Source organism: Oceanobacillus sp. FSL W8-0428 (genome assembly GCF_038004405.1).
Taxonomy (GTDB): domain Bacteria; phylum Bacillota; class Bacilli; order Bacillales; family Amphibacillaceae; genus Oceanobacillus; species Oceanobacillus sojae.
In genome coordinates, this window is the sequence record NZ_JBBORB010000001.1 from 4,413,390 (window position 1) to 4,434,474 (window position 21,085).

19 protein-coding genes are annotated in these 21,085 nt (G+C 38.7%); 3 read left to right on the forward strand and 16 right to left on the reverse strand.

Going from position 1 to position 21,085, the window contains the following annotated elements:
• Nucleotides 1-473 precede the first annotated feature (473 nt).
• Nucleotides 474-662, forward strand: a complete 189-nt coding sequence (rpmB, locus tag MKY30_RS21275) for a 50S ribosomal protein L28 (protein ID WP_010649390.1) — start codon at nucleotides 474-476, stop codon at nucleotides 660-662.
• A 121-nt stretch (nucleotides 663-783) separates the two neighbouring features.
• On the opposite strand, the gene spoVM is transcribed toward rpmB, so the two are convergent.
• The 14 genes from spoVM to MKY30_RS21345 all read right to left on the reverse strand — a co-directional run bounded on the left by spoVM (nucleotide 784) and on the right by MKY30_RS21345 (nucleotide 17,086).
• Complete coding sequence (gene spoVM / locus MKY30_RS21280) at nucleotides 784-867, reverse strand: stage V sporulation protein SpoVM (RefSeq protein ID WP_042535106.1); 84 nt, start codon at nucleotides 865-867, stop codon at nucleotides 784-786.
• Nucleotides 868-909: 42 nt separating this feature from the next.
• Nucleotides 910-1,557 carry a thiamine diphosphokinase gene (locus tag MKY30_RS21285; protein ID WP_147209582.1) on the reverse strand — a complete coding sequence of 216 codons (648 nt, stop codon included), beginning with the start codon at nucleotides 1,555-1,557 and terminating at the stop codon, nucleotides 910-912.
• On the reverse strand, nucleotides 1,557-2,210 hold the full coding sequence (rpe, locus tag MKY30_RS21290; protein ID WP_147209682.1) for a ribulose-phosphate 3-epimerase: 654 nt from the start codon (nucleotides 2,208-2,210) through the stop codon (nucleotides 1,557-1,559). The genes MKY30_RS21285 and rpe overlap by 1 nt, the downstream gene beginning before the upstream one ends.
• Before the next feature lie 2 nt (nucleotides 2,211-2,212).
• Nucleotides 2,213-3,094 carry a ribosome small subunit-dependent GTPase A gene (gene rsgA / locus MKY30_RS21295; protein WP_341085318.1) on the reverse strand — a complete coding sequence of 294 codons (882 nt, stop codon included), beginning with the start codon at nucleotides 3,092-3,094 and terminating at the stop codon, nucleotides 2,213-2,215.
• Nucleotides 3,095-5,239: a Stk1 family PASTA domain-containing Ser/Thr kinase gene (pknB, locus tag MKY30_RS21300; RefSeq protein WP_341085319.1), complete on the reverse strand. Its 2,145-nt coding sequence runs from the start codon at nucleotides 5,237-5,239 to the stop codon at nucleotides 3,095-3,097.
• Nucleotides 5,236-5,997, reverse strand: coding sequence for a Stp1/IreP family PP2C-type Ser/Thr phosphatase (locus MKY30_RS21305; protein ID WP_147209585.1), 762 nt, complete (start codon nucleotides 5,995-5,997; stop codon nucleotides 5,236-5,238). Before MKY30_RS21305 ends, pknB begins: the two co-directional genes overlap by 4 nt.
• Before the next feature lie 288 nt (nucleotides 5,998-6,285).
• On the reverse strand, nucleotides 6,286-7,632 hold the full coding sequence (gene rsmB / locus MKY30_RS21310) for a 16S rRNA (cytosine(967)-C(5))-methyltransferase RsmB (protein ID WP_341085322.1): 1,347 nt from the start codon (nucleotides 7,630-7,632) through the stop codon (nucleotides 6,286-6,288).
• 7 nt (nucleotides 7,633-7,639) lie between these two features.
• Nucleotides 7,640-8,581: a methionyl-tRNA formyltransferase gene (gene fmt, locus MKY30_RS21315; protein ID WP_339282392.1), complete on the reverse strand. Its 942-nt coding sequence runs from the start codon at nucleotides 8,579-8,581 to the stop codon at nucleotides 7,640-7,642.
• An 18-nt stretch (nucleotides 8,582-8,599) separates the two neighbouring features.
• On the reverse strand, nucleotides 8,600-11,008 hold the full coding sequence (gene priA / locus MKY30_RS21320; protein WP_341085323.1) for a primosomal protein N': 2,409 nt from the start codon (nucleotides 11,006-11,008) through the stop codon (nucleotides 8,600-8,602).
• Nucleotides 11,005-12,213 (reverse strand): bifunctional phosphopantothenoylcysteine decarboxylase/phosphopantothenate--cysteine ligase CoaBC, encoded by a 1,209-nt coding sequence (gene coaBC / locus MKY30_RS21325; RefSeq protein ID WP_341085325.1) that lies wholly within the window; start codon nucleotides 12,211-12,213, stop codon nucleotides 11,005-11,007. The genes priA and coaBC overlap by 4 nt, the downstream gene beginning before the upstream one ends.
• A gap of 338 nt (nucleotides 12,214-12,551) precedes the next feature.
• Complete coding sequence (gene rpoZ, locus MKY30_RS21330) at nucleotides 12,552-12,746, reverse strand: DNA-directed RNA polymerase subunit omega (RefSeq protein ID WP_147209589.1); 195 nt, start codon at nucleotides 12,744-12,746, stop codon at nucleotides 12,552-12,554.
• The gene (gene gmk / locus MKY30_RS21335) at nucleotides 12,743-13,363 is read right to left on the reverse strand and encodes a guanylate kinase (RefSeq protein ID WP_147209590.1); all 621 of its coding nucleotides are present in this window, start codon (nucleotides 13,361-13,363) and stop codon (nucleotides 12,743-12,745) included. Before gmk ends, rpoZ begins: the two co-directional genes overlap by 4 nt.
• Before the next feature lie 27 nt (nucleotides 13,364-13,390).
• The gene (remA, locus tag MKY30_RS21340) at nucleotides 13,391-13,651 is read right to left on the reverse strand and encodes an extracellular matrix/biofilm regulator RemA (RefSeq protein WP_042535126.1); all 261 of its coding nucleotides are present in this window, start codon (nucleotides 13,649-13,651) and stop codon (nucleotides 13,391-13,393) included.
• Between the two features lie 780 nt (nucleotides 13,652-14,431).
• A complete protein-coding gene (locus MKY30_RS21345; protein ID WP_147209591.1) occupies nucleotides 14,432-17,086 on the reverse strand; it encodes a cation-translocating P-type ATPase in 2,655 nt (884 codons plus the stop codon).
• Between the two features lie 100 nt (nucleotides 17,087-17,186).
• On the opposite strand from MKY30_RS21345, the gene MKY30_RS21350 reads away from it, so the two are divergent.
• Both MKY30_RS21350 and MKY30_RS21355 read left to right on the forward strand, forming a co-directional pair.
• Nucleotides 17,187-18,890: an Rqc2 family fibronectin-binding protein gene (locus MKY30_RS21350; RefSeq protein ID WP_341085328.1), complete on the forward strand. Its 1,704-nt coding sequence runs from the start codon at nucleotides 17,187-17,189 to the stop codon at nucleotides 18,888-18,890.
• Between the two features lie 25 nt (nucleotides 18,891-18,915).
• Nucleotides 18,916-19,458 carry an NAD(P)H-dependent oxidoreductase gene (locus tag MKY30_RS21355; protein ID WP_156986050.1) on the forward strand — a complete coding sequence of 181 codons (543 nt, stop codon included), beginning with the start codon at nucleotides 18,916-18,918 and terminating at the stop codon, nucleotides 19,456-19,458.
• Nucleotides 19,459-19,572: 114 nt separating this feature from the next.
• Here MKY30_RS21355 and MKY30_RS21360 read toward each other — a convergent pair whose 3' ends face one another.
• Nucleotides 19,573-19,995 carry an Ohr family peroxiredoxin gene (locus MKY30_RS21360; RefSeq protein ID WP_156986049.1) on the reverse strand — a complete coding sequence of 141 codons (423 nt, stop codon included), beginning with the start codon at nucleotides 19,993-19,995 and terminating at the stop codon, nucleotides 19,573-19,575.
• Nucleotides 19,996-20,085: 90 nt separating this feature from the next.
• Complete coding sequence (locus MKY30_RS21365) at nucleotides 20,086-20,952, reverse strand: LysR substrate-binding domain-containing protein (RefSeq protein ID WP_156986048.1); 867 nt, start codon at nucleotides 20,950-20,952, stop codon at nucleotides 20,086-20,088.
• Nucleotides 20,953-21,085 lie beyond the last annotated feature (133 nt).

A 21,085-nucleotide genomic window follows, 5' to 3' on the forward strand; every position in this document is an offset into this window, starting at 1 on the left:
TACTGGTCTAAATTCTATTTGCTCCGTTGTATTAAACAGTATAGAATCCCCTGCTAGCGAAGGGGGACCGTTTTAACTCCTGAGGGATTAGCATCATCTGAAGATCCACTTTTGCCAAGTGCTCTTCTTGGCAAGAGTTAGCTGAAGAGTATACCCCCGGGAAAGAAAAACGGTCCACCGCAGCGGTGGCCTTACATGTTACCTTCTTTCTGGCAAGAGTTTATGCTTTGTCAAGAGATAGATGGAAGGAATGATCAGTACCTATCACTACGATAAGCAAGTTATTTTTTAGGTGCGAAAGTAGAGTTACTTATTTAACAAAAAAACATTTCAAAAGAGTAAAATAAAATGTTTTGAAATCTATTTGCTTTAGCTTCTCCTGCGATAATAAAAAGATTCAATTGCAATATTGGGTGAGTTATGATAAATTAAGTTAGTGGTATACTGATTTTGGAATGTAAGGAGGGAATAGCATGGCTAGAAAATGTGTTGTAACTGGACGCCAAACACGTAGTGGTAACCAACGTTCTCACGCTATGAATTCCAACAAGCGTAATTGGAAAGCAAATGTACAAAAAGTACGTATCATGGTAGATGGAAAACCGAAGAAAGTATATGTATCTGCTCGTGCATTAAAATCAGGCAAAGTAGAACGTGTATAATATACGAAAATATGTGCATATGCCCTAAAAACACCATAATTACATGGTGTTTTTTTGTTGTCTGGTCAAACCTATCCTAAAAAACGAGCTTTTGCCATCTGTGACAAAAGCTCGTTTACTATTACTTTTCTTTTTTGAATACACCAATGATGACTTTTACAAACCCGCCTACAAACTTAGGAAGCTTAATCGTATAGAATTTCATTTATAAAGGCCCTCCCTGTTTAACCATCCTGTTTGCTTCTAGTTAAACTGCATCAAAACTCTTTACTAGTATTAGTATGCCTTTACAGAAAGAAAAAGTACCTTTTTTTTGACTAAGCTCATTAGATATGCATAAAGAAGATCCCCAATGTATAGTCTGGTTCTCTAATGGATATAAAAATCCTGACAAAGTTAATCCGGCAACCTCCGGAGTAAATGATAAAAAAGAAATATAGGAATATCCCTCAGGCTCAATGGAATAAACACCTGGTTCAAACATTTCCATATAATTTCCTTGATCAATAATAACAGCACGCTTTCCCTGCTTTAATAATGGATATAGCAATTGAATATTCATTAATGCATGATCCAGTCTGCCTCCGGTTACACCAAAAAGATAAAATTCACTTGCTTCTTTCTCTATTCCCATATCAATAGCAATCTCTAAATCTGTCTGATTCTTCATCACTGGATGTTTATCAAAAACCTTTGCATACTTTTCGATTATAGAGTACTCATTTTCAGAGACAGAATCAAAATCTCCCAGTGCGACGTCAATAGTTATTCCTTGTTCTGCTAAATAAAGCGCTCCCCGGTCAGCACCAATCCAAAAATCCATTTTTTCCTGATAGTCTAAAAGAGTGGGTAGTTGCCCTTTAGGACCGTTACCCACAATGCCAACACGTTTCATTATTTCTTCGCACTCTTGCGAATCAAGTCAATAGCTTCTTTTCGATTACTCTGATTAAAAACAGCACTTCCAGCAACTAATACATCTGCACCATTTTCGGTACAGATAGGAGCAGTTTCCTCATTAACTCCTCCATCAATCTCAATTTCAAAATCCAAGCCCATTTCTTCACGCCATGCTGCAATTTGAGCAATTTTAGGAACTACCTCTTTAATAAAAGATTGACCTCCAAAGCCTGGATTTACTGTCATTAATAATACAAGATCCACTTCTGTTAAAACAGGTTTAATCATTTCTGCCGGTGTTCCCGGATTAATTACTACTCCCGGCTTTACACCATGAGAACGGATTAATTGTAATGTCCGGTGCAGATGTACACATGCCTCCTGATGAACGGTGATGATGGAAGCACTTTTAGCAAATTGCGGTATATATGCATCCGGGTTTTCTATCATTAAATGGACATCTAACGGCAAATTCGTAATTGGCTTAATGGCATCTGCTATTAAAGGACCGATTGTAATATTAGGAACGAAATGTCCATCCATCACATCAACATGAATGTAATCAGCTCCGGCTTTCTCCACCTCTTTAATCTCTTCTCCAAGCTTTGCAAAATCCGCTGATAAAATAGAAGGTGCTATTTTTGTCATCATTAATACCTCGGCTTTCTTGTTTTAATTTCTTCCAAAAAACGTAAATAATGATTATATCGGAATTCAGCTATAGTACCATCATCAACAGCTGCTTTAACGGCACATTTAGGTTCTTTATCATGCAGACAGCCTCTGAACTTGCAATCTGACATATGAAGCCTTATTTCCGGAAAACAAACACCTAAATCCTCGGACTCTAAATCAGAAAACTCTAATGCGCTAAATCCTGGTGTATCAGCTACAAGACCTTCTCCGATTGTCAAAAGCTCAACATGTCTTGTTGTATGCTTGCCCCTCCCGAGACTTTTAGAAATCTCCGCCGTTTCTATAAACAAATTAGGATCGAGCGTATTTAACAGGGTTGATTTCCCTACTCCGGACTGGCCAGCAAATACGGAAACTTTATCTTTGAAATAAGGTATTACTTCAGAGATCCACTCAGGCTCTTTCGAAGATAATAATTTCACTTCATAGCCAATATGCTGGTAGGCTGCTTGATATTCCTGAATTTTGGCTGTTTCCTGAGGTGTCGTTAAATCCATTTTTGTAATAAAAATTAAAGGCTGAATATGCTTGGACTCTACAAGGACAAGAAACCGGTCAAGTAATAACGGATTAAAATCCGGTGAAGTAGCTGCATTGACAATACATACCTGATCAATATTAGCAATAGGAGGCCGAATAAGCTCATTCGACCTGTCTTTTATTTTCATAATATAACCTTCATCTTCGTTACGGATTTCAAATTCTACATAATCACCTACTAACGGAGAGATTTTTTTATTTCTAAAAAGGCCTCTCCCCTTGCAGGCATAAATTCCTTCATTTGACTGTACGTAGTAGAAGCCGCTTAATGCCTTAATAATTCTGCCTACTGCCATCTACTCTTCCTCTCCCTCATAGGATACAGTCCTTTCAGCAACTACCTCATCATCTCTGGTAATTCGATACTCTGCATCAGTTCCCTGTGCAATGGTCAGTGTAAACCTTACCTCTGTATCTTCTGTGATGGTCTGTTCTTCATATACATCTGAGATGTCGTTATTGGCATCACCGATATAAATTCGGACTATTTGTTCTCCAGACTCCTGGTTTTCAGTATCTTCTTCATTTCCTTCATCTGTATTTTCACTGTCTTCGTTTCCATCATCGGTATTTTCTTCGTTTGTCTCATCATTTTGATCTTCTTCATTATTTTCATCACCAGATGATTCTTCTCCAGCTCCGGGGTCTTCTTCATCCAATGTGTACGGAACCGTAAAAGAAACAGAGTGAGACCGCGGCGGTTCTTCTTCCGGTCCAAGAGAGAGATAAACATCTACTGTTGATCCTTTTTCTACCTCCGTTCCGGATTCAGGAGATTGACTGCTGACCAGCCCTTCCTCGACACTATCGGAATGCTCCTCATGTTGATTTATGCTTAATTCATTACGATCTAAATAAGCCTTTACTTCCTCTTCATTCATTCCTGTCAAATTATTCAGGCTCACCATTTCTGGTCCAGCGCTGACTTCAAAAATTACTTTTGTATCAGCTGGCACTACAGATGCCCCCGGATCCGGCTGGACTTGGGAGATAATCTCACCCACCGGCTGATCAGAATTTCTTTCAAATGGCGTGATATCGTCAAATCCTTCCTGATTCAGCTGTGTTTTAACTTCTTCAAAATCTTCTCCGACATAATCATCAAATTCCACTTGTTCAGGCCCTTGGCTGACAAACAGGGTTATCGTTGCCCCTTCTTTGACCGTTCTTCCGGCAACAGGATCTGTTCTTTCAACATATCCTGATTCAACCTCATCCGAATTGACCTCTTCTATTTCAACGATCAGGTTCTGGCTTTCCAGCGCATCTCTCGCCTCATCAGCCGGCTGATTGACAAAATCGTCTATCGTAACATCTTTTGGCTGCATAGCATACACAATAGCAGCAGTGCCGATAGCAATAAGCAATAGTAAGATCAGAGAAATCCAGATTATTTTTTTCTTTTTACTGGAAGGCTTCTTTTTATCCTTCTTTTTCTTATTTTTTTTCTTCTCATTACTTTCTTCAGGGTAGCTTTTTGTCGGTTCCGTATCTGCCTGATGGACAATTGTCTGGCCTGCTTCATCCTCCGAAGACAAATCTTCATCTGTAATAATCGGAATTGCTTTTGTCTCATCGCCATCTTCATCCGGAATCTTAAATGGCTCTTCATTTAATTTTTCAGGTGAAAGTGCCGTCTCCAGAGCTGCCTCAAACTGATAGACATCCGCATAGCGGTAAAATGGATTTTTTGCTGTTGCCTGTAACACAATATTCTCCACACTCTGCGGGATATCCGGGTTAATCTCTTTAACAGACGGCGTATCATTTTGTAAATGCTTTAAAGCAATGGACACAGGAGACTGTCCGGAAAAAGGAAGCTTTCCTGTTAATAATTCAAATAGTACAATCCCTAAAGAATAGACATCGGATTTTTTTGTTGCCATACCGCCCCGAGCCTGCTCTGGTGACAAATAATGAACAGAACCCAAAATAGAATTTGTTTGTGTTAATGCTGTAGCACTAAGAGCCATAGCAATCCCAAAGTCTGTTACCTTTGCCTGGCCAAAACGATCAATTAATATATTCTGAGGCTTAATATCACGATGAATAATATCATTCTCATGTGCCTGTGCAATCGCAGAAGAAATCTGCTTCATAATATCCAGAGCAAGTGGAACCTCTACTGGTCCAAATTGTTGGATATATTCCTTTAAAGTCATTCCCTCCACATATTCCATAACCATATACAGTGTTTGGTCTTCCTCACCCACGTCATAGATATTTACAATATTCGGGTGGGAAAGAGAGCTTGCAGATTGTGCCTCACGGTCAAAACGGGCAATAAACTCCTGATCATGGATATAGTCAGTCCGCAATGCTTTAACTGCTACATCACGGTCAAGAATAGTATCTCTGGCAAGGAAGACATTCGCCATGCCTCCTCCGCCAATTTTTCTTTCGATTTTATAACGGTCATTTAATAAGTGTCCCTTTTTCATGCAGGTTCACCTGCCTCCGAGTCTGAACCGTCATGTGCTATTAATATAAGCGAAATATTATCTTCTCCACCGCGCTCGTTCGCTAAATCAATAAGTTCTTGACCTATCTCATTCATCCCTTTATCTGCTGTAATAAATTGTGCTAATTCAGTTTGACTCAGCTTATCAGATAAACCATCTGAGCATAATAATAATCGATCTCCGGCATCCCATGTCAGAGTTTTTATGTCTGTATCCACTTGAGCCTCTGTTCCTAGCGCACGGATAATATAATTTTTATAGGGGTGAACTTCAGCGTCCCCCTCTGTTATCTCGCCTCTTTTAACAAGCTCATTAACAAAGGAATGATCTTCCGTCACCTGTTCAACATGCTCGCCTCTGGCAATGTACAAACGACTGTCTCCAATATGGGCAATGGTAAGCGAACTGCCTGACATAACTGCAGCAACAAGTGTCGTTCCCATTCCTTCCAGTTGTTTGTTTTCTTGAGATTTCCGAAAAATTTGCTCATTCGTTTCTTTTATTATATTTTGAAGCCATTGTTCAATATCGTTTGGATTTTGAACTGTTTCTGTTTCTTCCCATCTTTTTTTCATATTTTCCACAGCCAGCATACTTGCTACATCCCCGGCTTTGTGACCACCCATGCCATCAGCTATAATCGCAATGGGCTGGCTGGTTTTATTTTCAAAAATACCGCCTGCATCTTCATTATGGTTGCGAACTTGGCCGCAATGCGTTAAGAAAAGCCCTTCCAAGAGCTGCTCCCCCCTTTACAGATCCAAATATATCCTTTTCAAACATTTATTATTACTTTGTTATTAAGTGCTTTTCAATAAAAATGTTATTACGAATTTCTCATTTTTTGAATAAATATTTCTATCCTTAATTATTGCACAATCTTCCGCATAATAAAACTATGCAGTGTACAAGTTGAATAATATATTTAAACTTCTTTCATATGCGTTAACTATAAAAGGGCTTAAATTATCCACTATCCGTTTGAAGCTTGGTATTCACGGCCGATTTTCCTTAATAAGAATTGCTCACTTATTCCGCTTAATCCGTGTAAGGAAAAATCCATCTGTCTGAAAATCCTGAGGAAACAGCTGTAAACCTTCCGGCGACCAGCCTGGAGCATGCTGTAATGGTTCGGAAAGCTCTTCCCTGAACGAGAAATCTATGCTAAAAGCTGGATTATTTTCTAAAAATGTTTGAACAACTTGATTATTCTCCAATTTATCAACTGTACAAGTACTGTAAATAAGCAGCCCCTCAGGCTTAAGCAGTTTGGCTGCAGACTGGATAATATCCAGTTGTACCGTTGCAAGCCGTTCAATATCAGACGCCCGCTTCTCATACTTAATCTCAGGCTTCCCATTAATAACACCTAATCCTGAACAAGGGGCGTCGATAAGAATCCTGTCAAAGCTCTCCTCTTCATACTGCTCATAAAGGTTCCTGGCATCGCCTTGAAAAGCAGATATAGCATGCAAATCCAATACAGCTGCCTTTTCTTCTATCAATTTCACTTTTTTCTTATGCAAATCATAGGCATGAATTTCACCTTGATCCGCCATTTTTTCAGCAATGTGCGTAGCTTTTCCACCTGGAGCACTGCAAGTATCCAGCACTTTCATACCCGGCTTTAGCTTTAAGGACTCTGCTGCAAGCATAGAGCTTTGATCCTGTATGGTTATAAATCCCTCCTGCAACAGATTCGTTTTAAATATATTTCCTTTTTGAATCAGAATGCCCTGCTGTGAAAACTGTGATGCAGTTACAGTAAAGCCTTGCTTTTCTAATTGCTCCATAACAGCTTCACGATCCATTTTCATAGGCTGAATCCGGATAGACATTGGAAAATGCCTTAAATTCTCGCGGCACATTGCTTCTGTCCGCTCCTTGCCATACATTTCTGTCCATCTTTTAACAAGCCATACAGGATGGCTTGTCTCTATCGAAATCCGCTCTACAGGGTCCTTTATTAAAGTTAAATCTGGAAGACCGTTACGTCGAATGCTGCGTAATATACCATTTACAAATGAAGCTATTCCCTTATGTCCTCGGATTTTAGCAATTTCAACAGACTCATGAACCACTGCGTGATCTGGAACTTTTTCCAAATAAACCATCTGGTAAACAGACATTCTTAAAAGCTGTTTTACCCATAAATCTAATTTCTTTTTATTTTTCATAAAATGCGATATATAGTAATCAATCGTTATTTGATTCTGTACAGTTCCATAAACAACCTCTGTCAGTAATCTTTTATCCTTTTCGTTCAAATCCTTTTGCTGTAATTCATGATTTAAAAGCAGATTGCTGAAACCTTTATCTTTTTCAATCCGAATAAGAATGTCGAGCATTGTTTGTCTCAATTGATATTTCATAATTATATTATTCTCCTAGTATTACACCAATTTGAATCCTGTCCTGTGAAGCCTGTAAGTAATCTTTTACTTTCATACGTTTCTTTCCGGCAGGTTGAATTTCTTTTATTTTAATACTTGTTTGTTTCCCGCACTGAACAGTAAAGGATTCACTATCCTTGGCTATAATTTCACCTGCCGGGCTTGTTGAATTTGACTCAGAAACTTCTTCTCCCCACCAGATTTTCATTACTTTATCTTCATAGGTTGTAAATGCAACCGGCCAGGGGTGAAGCCCTCTTATTTGATTGTAAATCTCACCTGCTGGTCTATCCCAGTCAATTTTTTCCTGCTCACGTTTTATATTTGATGCAAAGGTTGCTAATTCGTCCTCTTGCTTTTTTGGTGTTATTTTATCTGCAAATAAGTCAGGCAATGTTTCAATCAGCAAGTCTGAACCGGCGGTGGCCAGCTTATCATGCAGTGTACCAACATGATCTGTGTCTTCTATCTCTACCTCCACCTGAGTAAGGATATCACCTGCATCTAATTTTTCTGCCATATACATAATCGTTACTCCTGTTTTATTCTTACCCTGTATAATAGAATAATGAATTGGTGCGCCGCCACGCAGCTCAGGAAGCAGGGAAGCATGGACATTGATTGCCCCAAAAGGTGCTATCTTAAGCACTTCTTTAGGAAGAATTTGCCCATAAGCTGCAGTGATAATCAAATCCGGTTTGGCATCTGCAAGTGCTTGGAAATCATTCTTTAGCTTTTCTGGCTGAAATACTTCTATCCCATGCTTTAAAGCTTCCACCTTAACCGGTGGAGGAGTAATGATTTTCTTTCTTCCTTTAGGTCTGTCCGGCTGCGTAACAACAAGAACTACATCATATTTATTTTCAATTATTTTTTGTAAAACAGGGACAGCAAAATCCGGCGTCCCCATAAAAACGATCCGTTTCATCATACTTACCTCATTTCCTTACATCATGTAATAGGGCTGCATATCAATAAACAGCTGCAAAGATTGTTTTCGAATCTCATCAGCATAAGCCGATTGAATATGCTCTAAATAACTTATTAATTCCGGTTCATTCTTGTATTTTATCATGCACTGGTATCGATATCTATCTTTTATCCGTGCAATAGTAGAAGGCGTTGGTCCCATGATAGTTGTACCCGGAGATACAACCTCACTAAGCTGCTTAACAATCTCTCCTGTAACCTGGACTGCCCGCACATGATTTTCATGTGACACAGTAATCAGCACAAGAAATACAAACGGTGGATATTGAAATGCTTTCCGAACGGCCATTTCATGCTGATAAAAATCAAGAAAATTATGCTTTGCAGCGTAGGTCACGCTATAATGCTCCGGTGTATAGGTCTGAACAATCACATTTCCTGTAAGCTCATGTCTTCCTGCTCTTCCACTCACTTGTGTCAATAATTGAAAAGTACGCTCCGAAGCACGGAAATCAGGAAGATGCAGCATCGAATCTGCAGATAGAACGCCGACTAAGGTGACATCCTTAAAATCAAGACCTTTTGCAATCATTTGCGTCCCTAATAAAATATCAGCTTTCTTCTCAGAAAACTGTTTTAATAATTTTTCATGTGCTCCTTTTTTTCTGGTTGTATCCACGTCCATTCGAATCACACGGGCTTCCGGTAAAAGCTTTGCCAAGGATTCTTCTACCTTTTGCGTCCCTGTTCCAAAATACCGGATAGAATCACTCCCGCAGGATGGACAGCTTTCAGGAACTGCCTGTTCATAAGAGCAATAATGACATTTAAGTCGATGGCTGTTCTTGTGATAGGTTAAAGCAATGTCACAATGTGGACATTCAGATACGTGCCCGCAATCACGGCACATCACAAATGTGGAATAGCCTCTGCGGTTCAGCAGCAGGACAATTTGTTCTCCTCGTTCTATACAAGCCTTCATATTCTCCATCAGAGAGGCAGAGAACATTGTCCGGTTTCCTGCATGCAGCTCTTTGCGCATATCAACAATCTCTACACTTGGCATTTGCTGATAATTTGTACGGTGGCTGAGCGTTAAAAGCTTGTAAACTCCCTTTTTAGCTCTGGCAAAGCTTTCTAAAGAAGGAGTCGCACTGCCCAGCACTACGGGGCAATGATGACTATTCGCCCGTTCAATCGCTACATCCCGGGCATGATACCTTGGCTGATCCTCCTGCTTATATGTTGTTTCATGCTCTTCATCAATAATAAAAATACCTATGTTGGAGAATGGAGCAAATATCGCTGAACGAGCTCCAACAACAACTTGAACCTGTTTCTGCTGAATTTTTCTCCATTCATCATATTTTTCTCCAGCGGAAAGCCCACTATGCATTACAGCTACATTTGACCCAAAGCGGCCTTTAAAGCGGCGGACCATTTGCGGTGTTAACGAAATTTCCGGGACAAGAACGATGGCCTCCTGCCCTTTTGAAATCACATGCTGAATAGATTGTAAATATATTTCTGTTTTACCGCTTCCGGTCACACCGTGCAATAGAAATACATTATCCTCTTTTTCATCTATAGATGCGATAATTGGATCCATAGCAGCAGCCTGTTCATCCGTAAGCTCGAAGGCTTCTGTTTGTTCAATAGACTGATTTTTATAGGGATCGCGGAATACCTCCTGTTGAAATGTCTTAACAATCCCTTTTGACACTAATGCTTTAACAGTCTGTGATGAGGTGCCCATGATTTGAATTAATTTCGCCTGTTCAATCGGCTCCGAATTTTCTATAAAATATTGGATTAGCTCTTTTTGTTTCTTTGCTTGCTTCGATAAATCCTCCAGTGCCTCCATAGCATGCATTTCTGAAACATCTAACTGGACCATTGTCTGCTTTTTTTTTGTAATTCTCGACTTCACATGATAATAAATAGTGATATGCCCTGCTTCTATTTGTTTTTGTAAATAATAATAGCTGATAGAAGATGCTGTAAATTCTTCGAAGGGTATCGACTCTCTTCCTGCAAATAAATCTTCTAATTCAGGACTGAGGAATTCATCTGTCTCTCGAACTAAATCTTTTGTATACTGTGATTTTAATACTTGAGGCAGCATTGTCTGAAACACAGTAATATACAGGCTAAGCGTTTTTTTTGCTACAGATTTGCCAAGCTGAAGCAGCTCTTCTGTCAATACAGGTGTGATATCTAAAACCTCATGCAGTTCTTTTAATTTTGTTAAGTTTGTCTCATTCTTCAGCTGTACAACAAATCCCATGATTTTCCGCGGTCCAAAAGGTACAGTGACCCGCATACCAGGAGTAATTATTTCATGATATCTCTCTGGAACCAGATAATCGTATGTTTGATTTGTTGCACTTGATGGAACATCAACTATGACACTTGCAATTTTCAAATGGAATCATCCTTCATATCTTGTAAAATACAGTCTAAAAGCTGTACAGCTATCTCTTTTTTTGTCGCCTGCTGCAAATCAGTGACAGATTCCTTTTTATTAATATAGGTAACAATATTCGTGTCCCCTTCAAATCCTGCACCCTTGTGGCTGACATCATTGACAACGATAGCATCTAAATTTTTCTTTTTCAGCTTCCCTAATCCATATTCAATAGGGGTATCTGTTTCGGCAGCAAATCCAACCAGAAATTGATTTTCTTTTCTTTCACCAAGTTTTTTCAGGATATCTTTTGTTCGTTCTAAAGTGATGACATCATCGCCCTCTTGTTTTTTCATCTTTGAGGTATGTACCTCTTTCGGGCGATAATCTGCTACGGCAGCAGCCTTAATAACAATATCCTTGTCTGCAAACTGGTCGTTCATCACATGATACATTTCCTCGGCAGAAACCACATCAATTCGCGTAATAGCGGGGTGCTGTGCATCTATTGTAACTGGTCCGGCAACTAACGTAACATCTGCACCGCGTTCAGCCGCTGCTTCAGCTAAGGCAAAGCCCATCTTTCCTGAGGAACGGTTCGTAAAAAAACGGACCGGATCAATCATTTCCTTTGTCGGTCCGGCAGATATAAGTACTTTTTGCCCCTGCATATCAAGTGCTTTCTGCTGATGACGTTCCATTGCAGTGATAATTTCCTGCGGCTCCTCCAGGCGGCCTTTGCCAACATATCCGCAGGCTAAATAACCATCACCCGGCTCGATGAAATGATAACCCCACTTTTCAAGCTGCTTCATATTTTGAATGACAGCAGGATGTCCATACATATGAACATTCATTGCCGGGGCAATATATACGTCTGCCTGTGTAGCCAGCATTGTTGTCGAGAGCATATCATCAGCTTGTCCATGAACTAATTTCGCAATAATATTTGCTGTTGCCGGTGCAATAATTGCAATATCCGCCCAATCGGCTAAATCAATATGGGCTATTTTCTTTGGATTTTTTTCATCAAAGGTATCCGTATATACCGGGTTTCTCGTCAAAGCTTGAAAGGTTAACGGTGTAACAAATTCGGTTGCACTTTCTGTCATAATAACCTTCACTTCTGCTCCAAGCTGCGTCAATTTACTTGCCAGAGCACTCACTTTATAAACAGCAATACCACCAGAAACTCCCAGAAGTATTTTTTTCTGATTGAGCATGGAAAAACTTCCTCTCTTTGGTTTATTTTTCACATATTTATACTTTAAAAATCACTTTATTTAAATCTCTGTGTATTTTTTGATGGGTATGCCTGCTGTATAAAAAAACTTAATCTATCCCGCTTCATTTTGAGGCATATTCCAATCTGTATTTTTATCTTCTCTATACATAGTTATAACATATTATCAGCTTCTTCTGCCGAATAAAGGCTTGTAGAAAAACTCCAATAAAAGAAAAAAAGAAGCATCGCAAAAAGAAAAACCTCTGCATCGCGAAAATTCTTGTATAAAGAATTTCACACTGTGCAAAGGCTCTTTTCAATTTGATATCTTAAGTTTTATTTCTTAATATACAGTTTTCCAGCTTCAATTTCTTCCAATGCTTTCCCAACAAATTTATGTGATTTTGGATGTTCTACTAAAACATCATTTGTTTCACTCAGTTCCCTGGCTCTTCTTGCTGATAAAGTAACTAGGCTGTACTTTGATTTAATTTTTGTTTGCAATGAATCAATAGAAGGTTCTAACATCATGATAACTCATCCTCCAAAATTTGCTTGTATTGTTTAGCGATTCTTTCACGCTTTAAGTGCTCACTTTTAATAATTGCTTTTACTTTGTCTACTGCTGTCTCAACCTTATCGTTCACAACAACATAATCATAAGCATCCATCATTTCTATTTCATTACGTGCTTCTTTCAGACGGTTAAGGACGAGTTCCTGCGATTCCGTGCCACGATTAACGATACGATTTTTCAACTCTTCTAAACTAGGAGGGAATAGGAAGATAAATACACCTTGAGGGAAATTTTTCTTCACCTGCATCGCTCCCTGCACCTCTATTTCAAGAAAAACATCAAATCCTTTTTCAATGGTTTCCTCTACATATTGTCTGGGAGTCCCGTAATAATTATTTACATATTGAGCGTATTCTAAAAGCTCTCCTTCTTCAATCAGCTTTTCAAATTCTTCCCGCGATTTATAGAAGTAATCGACACCATCAACTTCACCAGTTCTTTTATCTCTGGTGGTCATGGAAATAGAATATTGAAGATCCATTTCTTCCTCAAATAATTTTTTGCGTACTGTACCCTTCCCGACACCTGATGGGCCGGATAAAATGAATAAAATGCCTTTCTCTTTAATCAAACCATTTCCTCCTAATTTCCAGCTTCGTTATTCGTCTGCAATTTCATCGTTGGTAACAAGCCGTTGGCCTACCGTTTCAGGCTGCACTGCAGATAATACAACATGATCGCTATCTGTTATTATAACAGCTCTGGTACGTCGTCCATATGTTGCATCCACTAATTTATTATTATCTCTGGCTACGGTAATAATTCTTTTCACTGGTGCTGATTCCGGAGACACGATAGAAATAATGCGGTTTGCGGAAACAACATTACCAAAGCCAATGTTTATTAAACTTAAATTCAATTTTTTTCCCCCTAGCATTTCTTCTCTATCTATAATAGTACCATTATACTGTATCTTTATTGAATTTTATACTATAAACTTTTTTGTTACAAGAGCTAAACCAAGAAATAGGAAAATAGAGTGATGTCTTCGGGCTTTGTATTGCTTGTTTATCCATGTTATGAAATTCTTTCTATATAGGTTAAATTAAACAATTCAACTTTCGCACCTAAGAGCAAGCGTCTATACCTTCCTATTCCAGAATGAACATGTTCTTCAATATCCCGCTTGCATGTTGTTAAATCATCTTTTTATTGAAAGGAAGTTTGTGTATATCGCCTGATGGAGTTGGATGAAATAATCGCTTTTTGTTCAGTTGTATTAAACAGTATGGTATCTCCTTCTAGCGGAGGCGGTGCCTTACACGTTACCTTCTTTCTAGATAGAGTTTATGCTTTATCAAGAGATAGATGGACGGAACACTCAACACCTATCACTATGACAAGCAAGTTATTTGTAATGTGCGAAAGTTGAGTTATATAAATAAAACAGCTATCCCAATCTGCTGAAAATGATACCGCATGGATGGAATAGCTGTTTCATTCTATTTTACAATGAACCTTTATTTTGTTTTCATATTGGCCCTTCACCTAAACCAATGGTTACTATAAGCTGCCAATTATATTTGTAACACTAGTTAGCGGATGAAAAACACGGAGGCTCCTGCAGGAAAGCGTAGTGTTTTTCATCCGCGGTTACAATGGGTCATAATTACACCTATTAAATTTTGGTGTTGGTTCTTTATTTTTTAGTAAATCCAAATAAAACGGTTGGCAATGCTCCCAGTCCGACAATAAGCAGCCAATCAATTGCTGACAAGGTTACTGTATGGAAAATCGGCTGGAGCGGCGGGAAGTAAATAACGACTAATAGCAACAGCATCGATGATAGTACAGCTAAAATAAGATAACGGTTTTCAAATAAATTTCTAGCAAAAATTGATTTCTCACTCCGGCAATCAAACACATGAATTAATTGTGCCACAACAAGAGTTGAAAAAGCGATGGTCTGAGCATAGACAAGATTACTTGGGTCATTTTGGTAGGCAACAATAAATGCAATTAAAGTTACAACCCCTATTAATATTCCCCTGCTGATAATCTTATAGCCAAGTCCGCGGGAGAAAATTCCTTCACGTGGATTTCGAGGACCCCGTTTCATCACGTCCTCCTCAGCCTGATCCACACCTAATGCCATTGCCGGCAGCCCGTCCGTCACTAAATTCACCCATAGAATTTGCACTGGCACCAACGGCAGCGGCAGACCAAGCAGCATGGCAAAAAGCATCACTAGAATTTCTCCAACATTGGAAGCCAACAGGTAGCGGATAAACTTACGAATATTTTCATAAATATTTCTGCCTTCTTGAATAGCAGATTTGATTGTCGCAAAGTTATCATCCATTAAAACAAGAGATGAAGCTTCTTTCGTTACGTCCGTCCCGCTTATCCCCATTGCAATCCCTATATCACTTGCTTTCATTGCAGGTGCATCATTCACGCCATCCCCTGTCATCGCAACAATATGTCCTTTTTCCTGGAAGGCATTTACAATACGAAGTTTATGCTCTGGTGTTACACGTGCAAAAACGTACGTTTCTTCAATCTTATCCACCAATTCAGCATCTGACATTTGTGTTAATTCTTTTCCTTCCAGTACCTTCCCTCTCTCTGGAAGAATCTCTAAATGATTAGCAATAGCTTTGGCTGTATGTGCATGGTCGCCAGTTATCATAACGGTTTTAATTCCTGCTTCTTTACATTCACGAACAGCTGCTTTTACTTCTTTTCTCGGGGGATCCATCAGCCCGTATAAGCCAATTAACGTCAAATCCTCTTCCAATAATGCAGAATCCAGTGAATCAGAGGAAGATAATACCCGAAAACCAATCGCAATAGTACGAAGTGCCTTTTCAGCCATAGATACCATTGCCTGCTCCGTTTTTTTACTCTGTTCTTTTGTTAAAACAGTCTTCCCATCCTCGGTTTGAATGTAGGAAGATTTTGGAAGTAAAATATCAGGTGCCCCTTTTGTAATTAATAAGCGCATTCCGTTTTCATCTTCTATGACAATACTCATCCGTTTCCGATTGGAATCAAATGGTATTTCTTTCACAATCCGAAAAGGCTGCTTATCATTTTCATGGAAGCCATATTTATACGCAGCAACGAGCAGCGCGCCATCTGTCGGATCTCCATCTACAACGTTTTTTCCTTTTTTCAAAGAAATAGATGCATGATTACAAAGCATCCCATAGAGCAGCATCGATTTCAAACTTGAATGAGTATCTTCTATCTTTTTTTGATTGTATAGAAAGTCCCCTTGAGTCTGATATCCATCACCCGTGACATATAAAGTTTTTCCGTTTATATATATTTCCTTTACAGTCATTTGGTTTTCGGTCATTGTCCCTGTTTTATCCGAGCAAATAACTGAAGCGCATCCTAATGTCTCTACTGCCGAAAGCTTTCTTACAATTGCCTTCTTTTTAATCATTCTCTGAACACCAAGAGACAATGCAACTGTAACAATAGCCGGCAAACCTTCAGGAATAGCGGCTACTGCCAAAGATATACCTGCTAAAAACATTTCATACATAGGATGCCCTTGGAAAATACCAGCTCCGACAACAAGTATCGTCAAGAATAAGGCAACAACAATTAATATTTTCCCTAACTCCGCCAATTTCATTTCCAGTGGTGTAATGGTCTTTTTGGTATTATCAAGCAATGTAGCAATCTGTCCCATTACAGTTTTCATTCCTGTACCGACAACAATACCCTCTCCTGATCCACGTGTAACAAGTGTCCCCATAAAGGCCATATTTACTTGATCCTGTGCTTCTAAACCATCCATTCTGATTTCTTTTGTATGTTTAGCAACAGGAAGTGATTCTCCTGTCAAAGCGGATTCTTCCGTTTCCAAACTGGTTGTTTGAATGACTCTGACATCTGCTGGAATTCTATCCCCGCTTGCAAATCTGACGACATCCCCTACAACGACCTCTTTCGATGGAATCTTCACCCATTGCCCGTCCCGTTTTACGCTGGCTATCGGGGCAGACAGCTCTTTCAGTTTTTCCAACGAATTTTCTGCTTTTTGTTCTTGAAAATAGCCGATAATCCCATTAATTAATACAATAACCATAATAGCTATTGCATCAATATACTCTCCTAATAATCCAGCAATTAACGTTGCAGCTAATAAAATTAATACCATAAAATCCTGGAATTGTTTTAGGAATAAAATCCATCCGGGTATTTTTTTCTTCGCTGCTAAAACATTTTCACCATACTGCTGACGTCTTTTCGCAACCTGCTTCTCCCCTAACCCGACATCTGCTTTTACCTGCAATGTCTCTTCTAATTTTTTTTGATTGAGCTGATACCATTTCATTATACATTCCTCCGGCAGACATGAATTGTACAAGCACTTAATCCATTTCTATGCCCGAACTTCTAAAAAGATGCTATAATTGCCGATGAGGTGATCACATATGCCATTTGACGGTATTGTAACAAGAGCGGTTACGGAAGAATTAGCAGCAAAATTAGAAAGAGGAAAAATTAATAAAATCTATCAGCCATCAGAAACAGAGATTGTCATGACAGTCCGCAGTCAATCTATAAATCACAGTCTGCTTTTTTCTGTCCACCCTACGTATGCCCGATTTCATATAACAAATGATTCTTATACAAATCCAAAAGAGCCTCCTATGTTTTGTATGGTGCTAAGAAAGCACTTGGCCGGGAGTGTTATTGAAAGGATTGAGCAAAAAGGGATGGAACGGATTGTGACATTTACTATCCGAACCCGTAATGAAATAGGTGACATCAGTTATAAACAATTAATTATGGAGCTGATGGGTAAGCACAGTAATCTTATTTTAGTAGATCAGGAAAAAGGACATATTATTGACAGTCTGAAGCATGTTTCTTTATCACAAAATCGCCACCGGACAATTTTACCCGGACAGACCTATCAATTGCCGCCTGACCAGCACAAATTTTCTATTTTAGATACAGACAGTGCATCGATAGTGAGAAAGTTAGATTTTAACGCAGGTAAAATGGATAAGCATCTCCTCGGTTTATTAGAAGGCTTTTCTCCATTTGTTACAAAAAAAATGATTGAAAGTGTCAATCTTGGGTCCAACCAGGACTATGAGAATATGCTTTCTCATGTGCAAAAACAATTACAGGGAAATAATTATCAGCCCGCTATTTATCAGGAACCAAAGGAAGATTTTCATGTGCTGGCTTTCCCAGATGAAAAGGCAGATACTGTATTTGAAGAAGTCAACACAATGCTCGATGCATTTTATTCAGGAAAAGCTGAACGGGACCGTGTCAAGCAGCAAGCAAAGGACCTCTATCGTTTTATTAAAAATGAACAGGATAAAAATGTTCGGAAGCTGAAAAAGCATCGGCAAACCGTTGAAAAATCAGAACGGGCAGACCATTATCAAAAAATGGGTGAGCTTTTAACAGCACATATGCACCTGGTAAAGCCGAATCAAAAAGAAATCTCAGTCGTAGATTATTATGATCCGGATCAGCAGGAAATAACAATCCCTTTAAATCCAAATAAATCACCAAGTACAAATGCACAGAATTATTTTAAAACCTATCAAAAGCTGAAAAATTCCCGTAAAATTATGGAAACGGAAATCAAACGAACCAATGAAGAAATTGCTTATTTTGATCAATTGCTGCAGCAACTGGATGTAGCAAGTACAGATGATATTGAAGAAATTCGTGAGGAACTCAGAGAAGAAGGATACTTGCGCAAGCAGCGTTCTTCTAAAAAAGCAAAAAAACCGCAGAAGCCCGCGCCGGAAACCTACCAGTCTTCTGACGGCATAACTATTTTAGTCGGTAAAAATAACAAACAGAATGAATATGCTACAATGCGCCTGGCTCACCGTGATGATGTGTGGCTGCATACAAAAGATATTCCCGGTTCACATGTTATCATCCGGGACAAAGAACCGAGTGAAAAAACTTTAGAGGAGGCCGCTATTTTAGCTGCCTACTTTAGCAAATCACAGCAATCTTCCTCTGTTCCGGTAGATTATACGTTAATCCGTCACGTTAAAAAGCCAAATGGTTCGAAGCCTGGTTACGTGACATATGATAACCAAAAAACATTGTTTGTTACACCGGCAAAAGATATTGTGGATCAATTACGGGTAAAATAAAAAGATTTGAAAAGGGGTTAAACAAATGAAACTTGTCGGAATATCAGGTGCTCCCGCCGGTGACAAAACTGCAATCGCAGTTAACCAGGTCTTAGTCCATGCCCGGCATTTCGATTCGAGCCTAAAAACAGAATTAATCGACATAAGGGATTATGAAATTGACTTTTTTAATGGCGCTCCCTTAGCAGATTATAATGATGATACCTGGAATATTGTTAAAAAGATTTCATCTGCTGATTTTCTCGTTTTTGGTACGCCGATTTATCAAGCATCCATATCAGGAGCGCTAAAAAATCTACTGGACCATTTGCCGGAATTTGTCTTCAAACGTAAAGTAACAGGTATGGTTGCAACTGGATGGTCAGACAAACATTTTCTTGTTATGGAATATCATCTAAGATCAATTCTGTCTTATTTTAAAGGTCTCGTTCCATCGGGAAATGTCTTTGTTCATAATAGTGCTTTTAATATGGATAGTGATGAAATTATTGATGAACGTGTGCTGGAAAGACTTCAAGCTCTTGCGGAGGAAATGGTTTCTTTGCAGCAGGGGATGACGAACTATTAATTAGATCAGTCAATGAAAATTCCTGCAAAAGATTTTTCATTTTATTTATAGGAAGTACTTCTTATTACAAAAAACTCCAATCTCATAGGATTGGAGTTTTTTGTAATATGCTTTTTAAACCGCTGTCGGTTTCAATTCTACTTCAATATTGCCTCTTGTGGCTTTCGAATATGGGCAAAATTGATGCGCTGCTTCTGCCAGGTCTTCTGCTTCTTCCTGACTGACGCCTTCAATTTTAATATGGAGAGTGGCTCCGATTTTAAAGCCATCATCTGAAGGATCTTTCATGAAATGAACCTCTGCTGTTGTTTCTGAAGTAATATTTTTACCTTTATTGGATGCCATTAAATTAAGTGCACCATCATAACATGCCGCATAACCGGCGGCAAAGAGCTGTTCTGGGTTGGAGCCTTTTTCGCCTGATTTACTGCCAGCCGGATTGACTAAGTTAACATCAATAATCCCGTCATCTGATTTCACATGGCCGTCTCTTCCATTTTGTGCTGTTGCTTTTGAACTGAAAATAATGTTACTCATCGAAATCACTGCTCCTTTATAATTTAATCTAAAGGTACTATTTCCTTTATTTCATTCCTTTAAACCTTTTTTTCTAAAGTTACTCTATTTTTAATCTGCAATAAAATCATAGTTCTCCAATAGATTAAGAAAATGATCAACCTGCGGGAGCTGACGGATTCCTTCTTGAAAACAGACCCAGGTATCACGTGTCACTGCTTCTTTTTCTAAAAATAAAGGAATATATGGGTAATGCTCTTTGAGATGATTCGAGACACTTCCTGGTAGTACAGCCATTCCTATACCCTGCTTCATAAATTGTTTACAGGTTTCAATTTGATCCACTGTCATCTTTTTTTGCGGTTTTATATAATTTTGCTGTTCAAATAACCAGCTGTCGACAAGTTCATGCATGCTGTCATCGCTTTTAAAAGAGATTATTGGTCTTTCTTTTATACCGTGCTCCGGAAAAGGTTCTGTATCAAAAATATAAAGGGGATCATCAAACAAATGCATTGATGTAGTCTCTTTTAATTTATCACCGCGAATAATACATACATGATATTGCTTATGGTTTTTTCTGATATCCTCACTGATTCCCGTTACTAAATCAACAGCTACCTTTGGATAGGCAGCCGTATATTCTCCTAAAATATCCGGCAGATAACGTTGACTGATTAATGAAGAACAAGCAATTGATAGTGTCCCCTGTATTTCTTCTCCAGTCTCTGCTAAACGATTTTTAAATAGATGCTCCTTCTCCACCATTTCTTTTGCATGCTGAATAACCCGTTCCCCGGCAGGGGTTGGTAATAATCGCTTTGATGTCCGTATAAATATCGTTTCTCCAAAATAGTTTTCCATGTATTTTAAGCGTTGTGTAACTGCCGGCTGGGAAATGAGAATAGCTTTTGCTGTTCCCCGTATTGTGCCAATTTCATAAAGTTTTAACAGGATTTCATAATCATCCATCCGCATAGGAAAACCCTCCAATAAGTATTAATTATCATTTTTGATTAAAATATAGTATTTTACTTATTTCATTATAGCATATAGTATTTAATTAAGAAGATTTTCTTTACTTTATATAGAGAAACGGAAGGAAGTATGT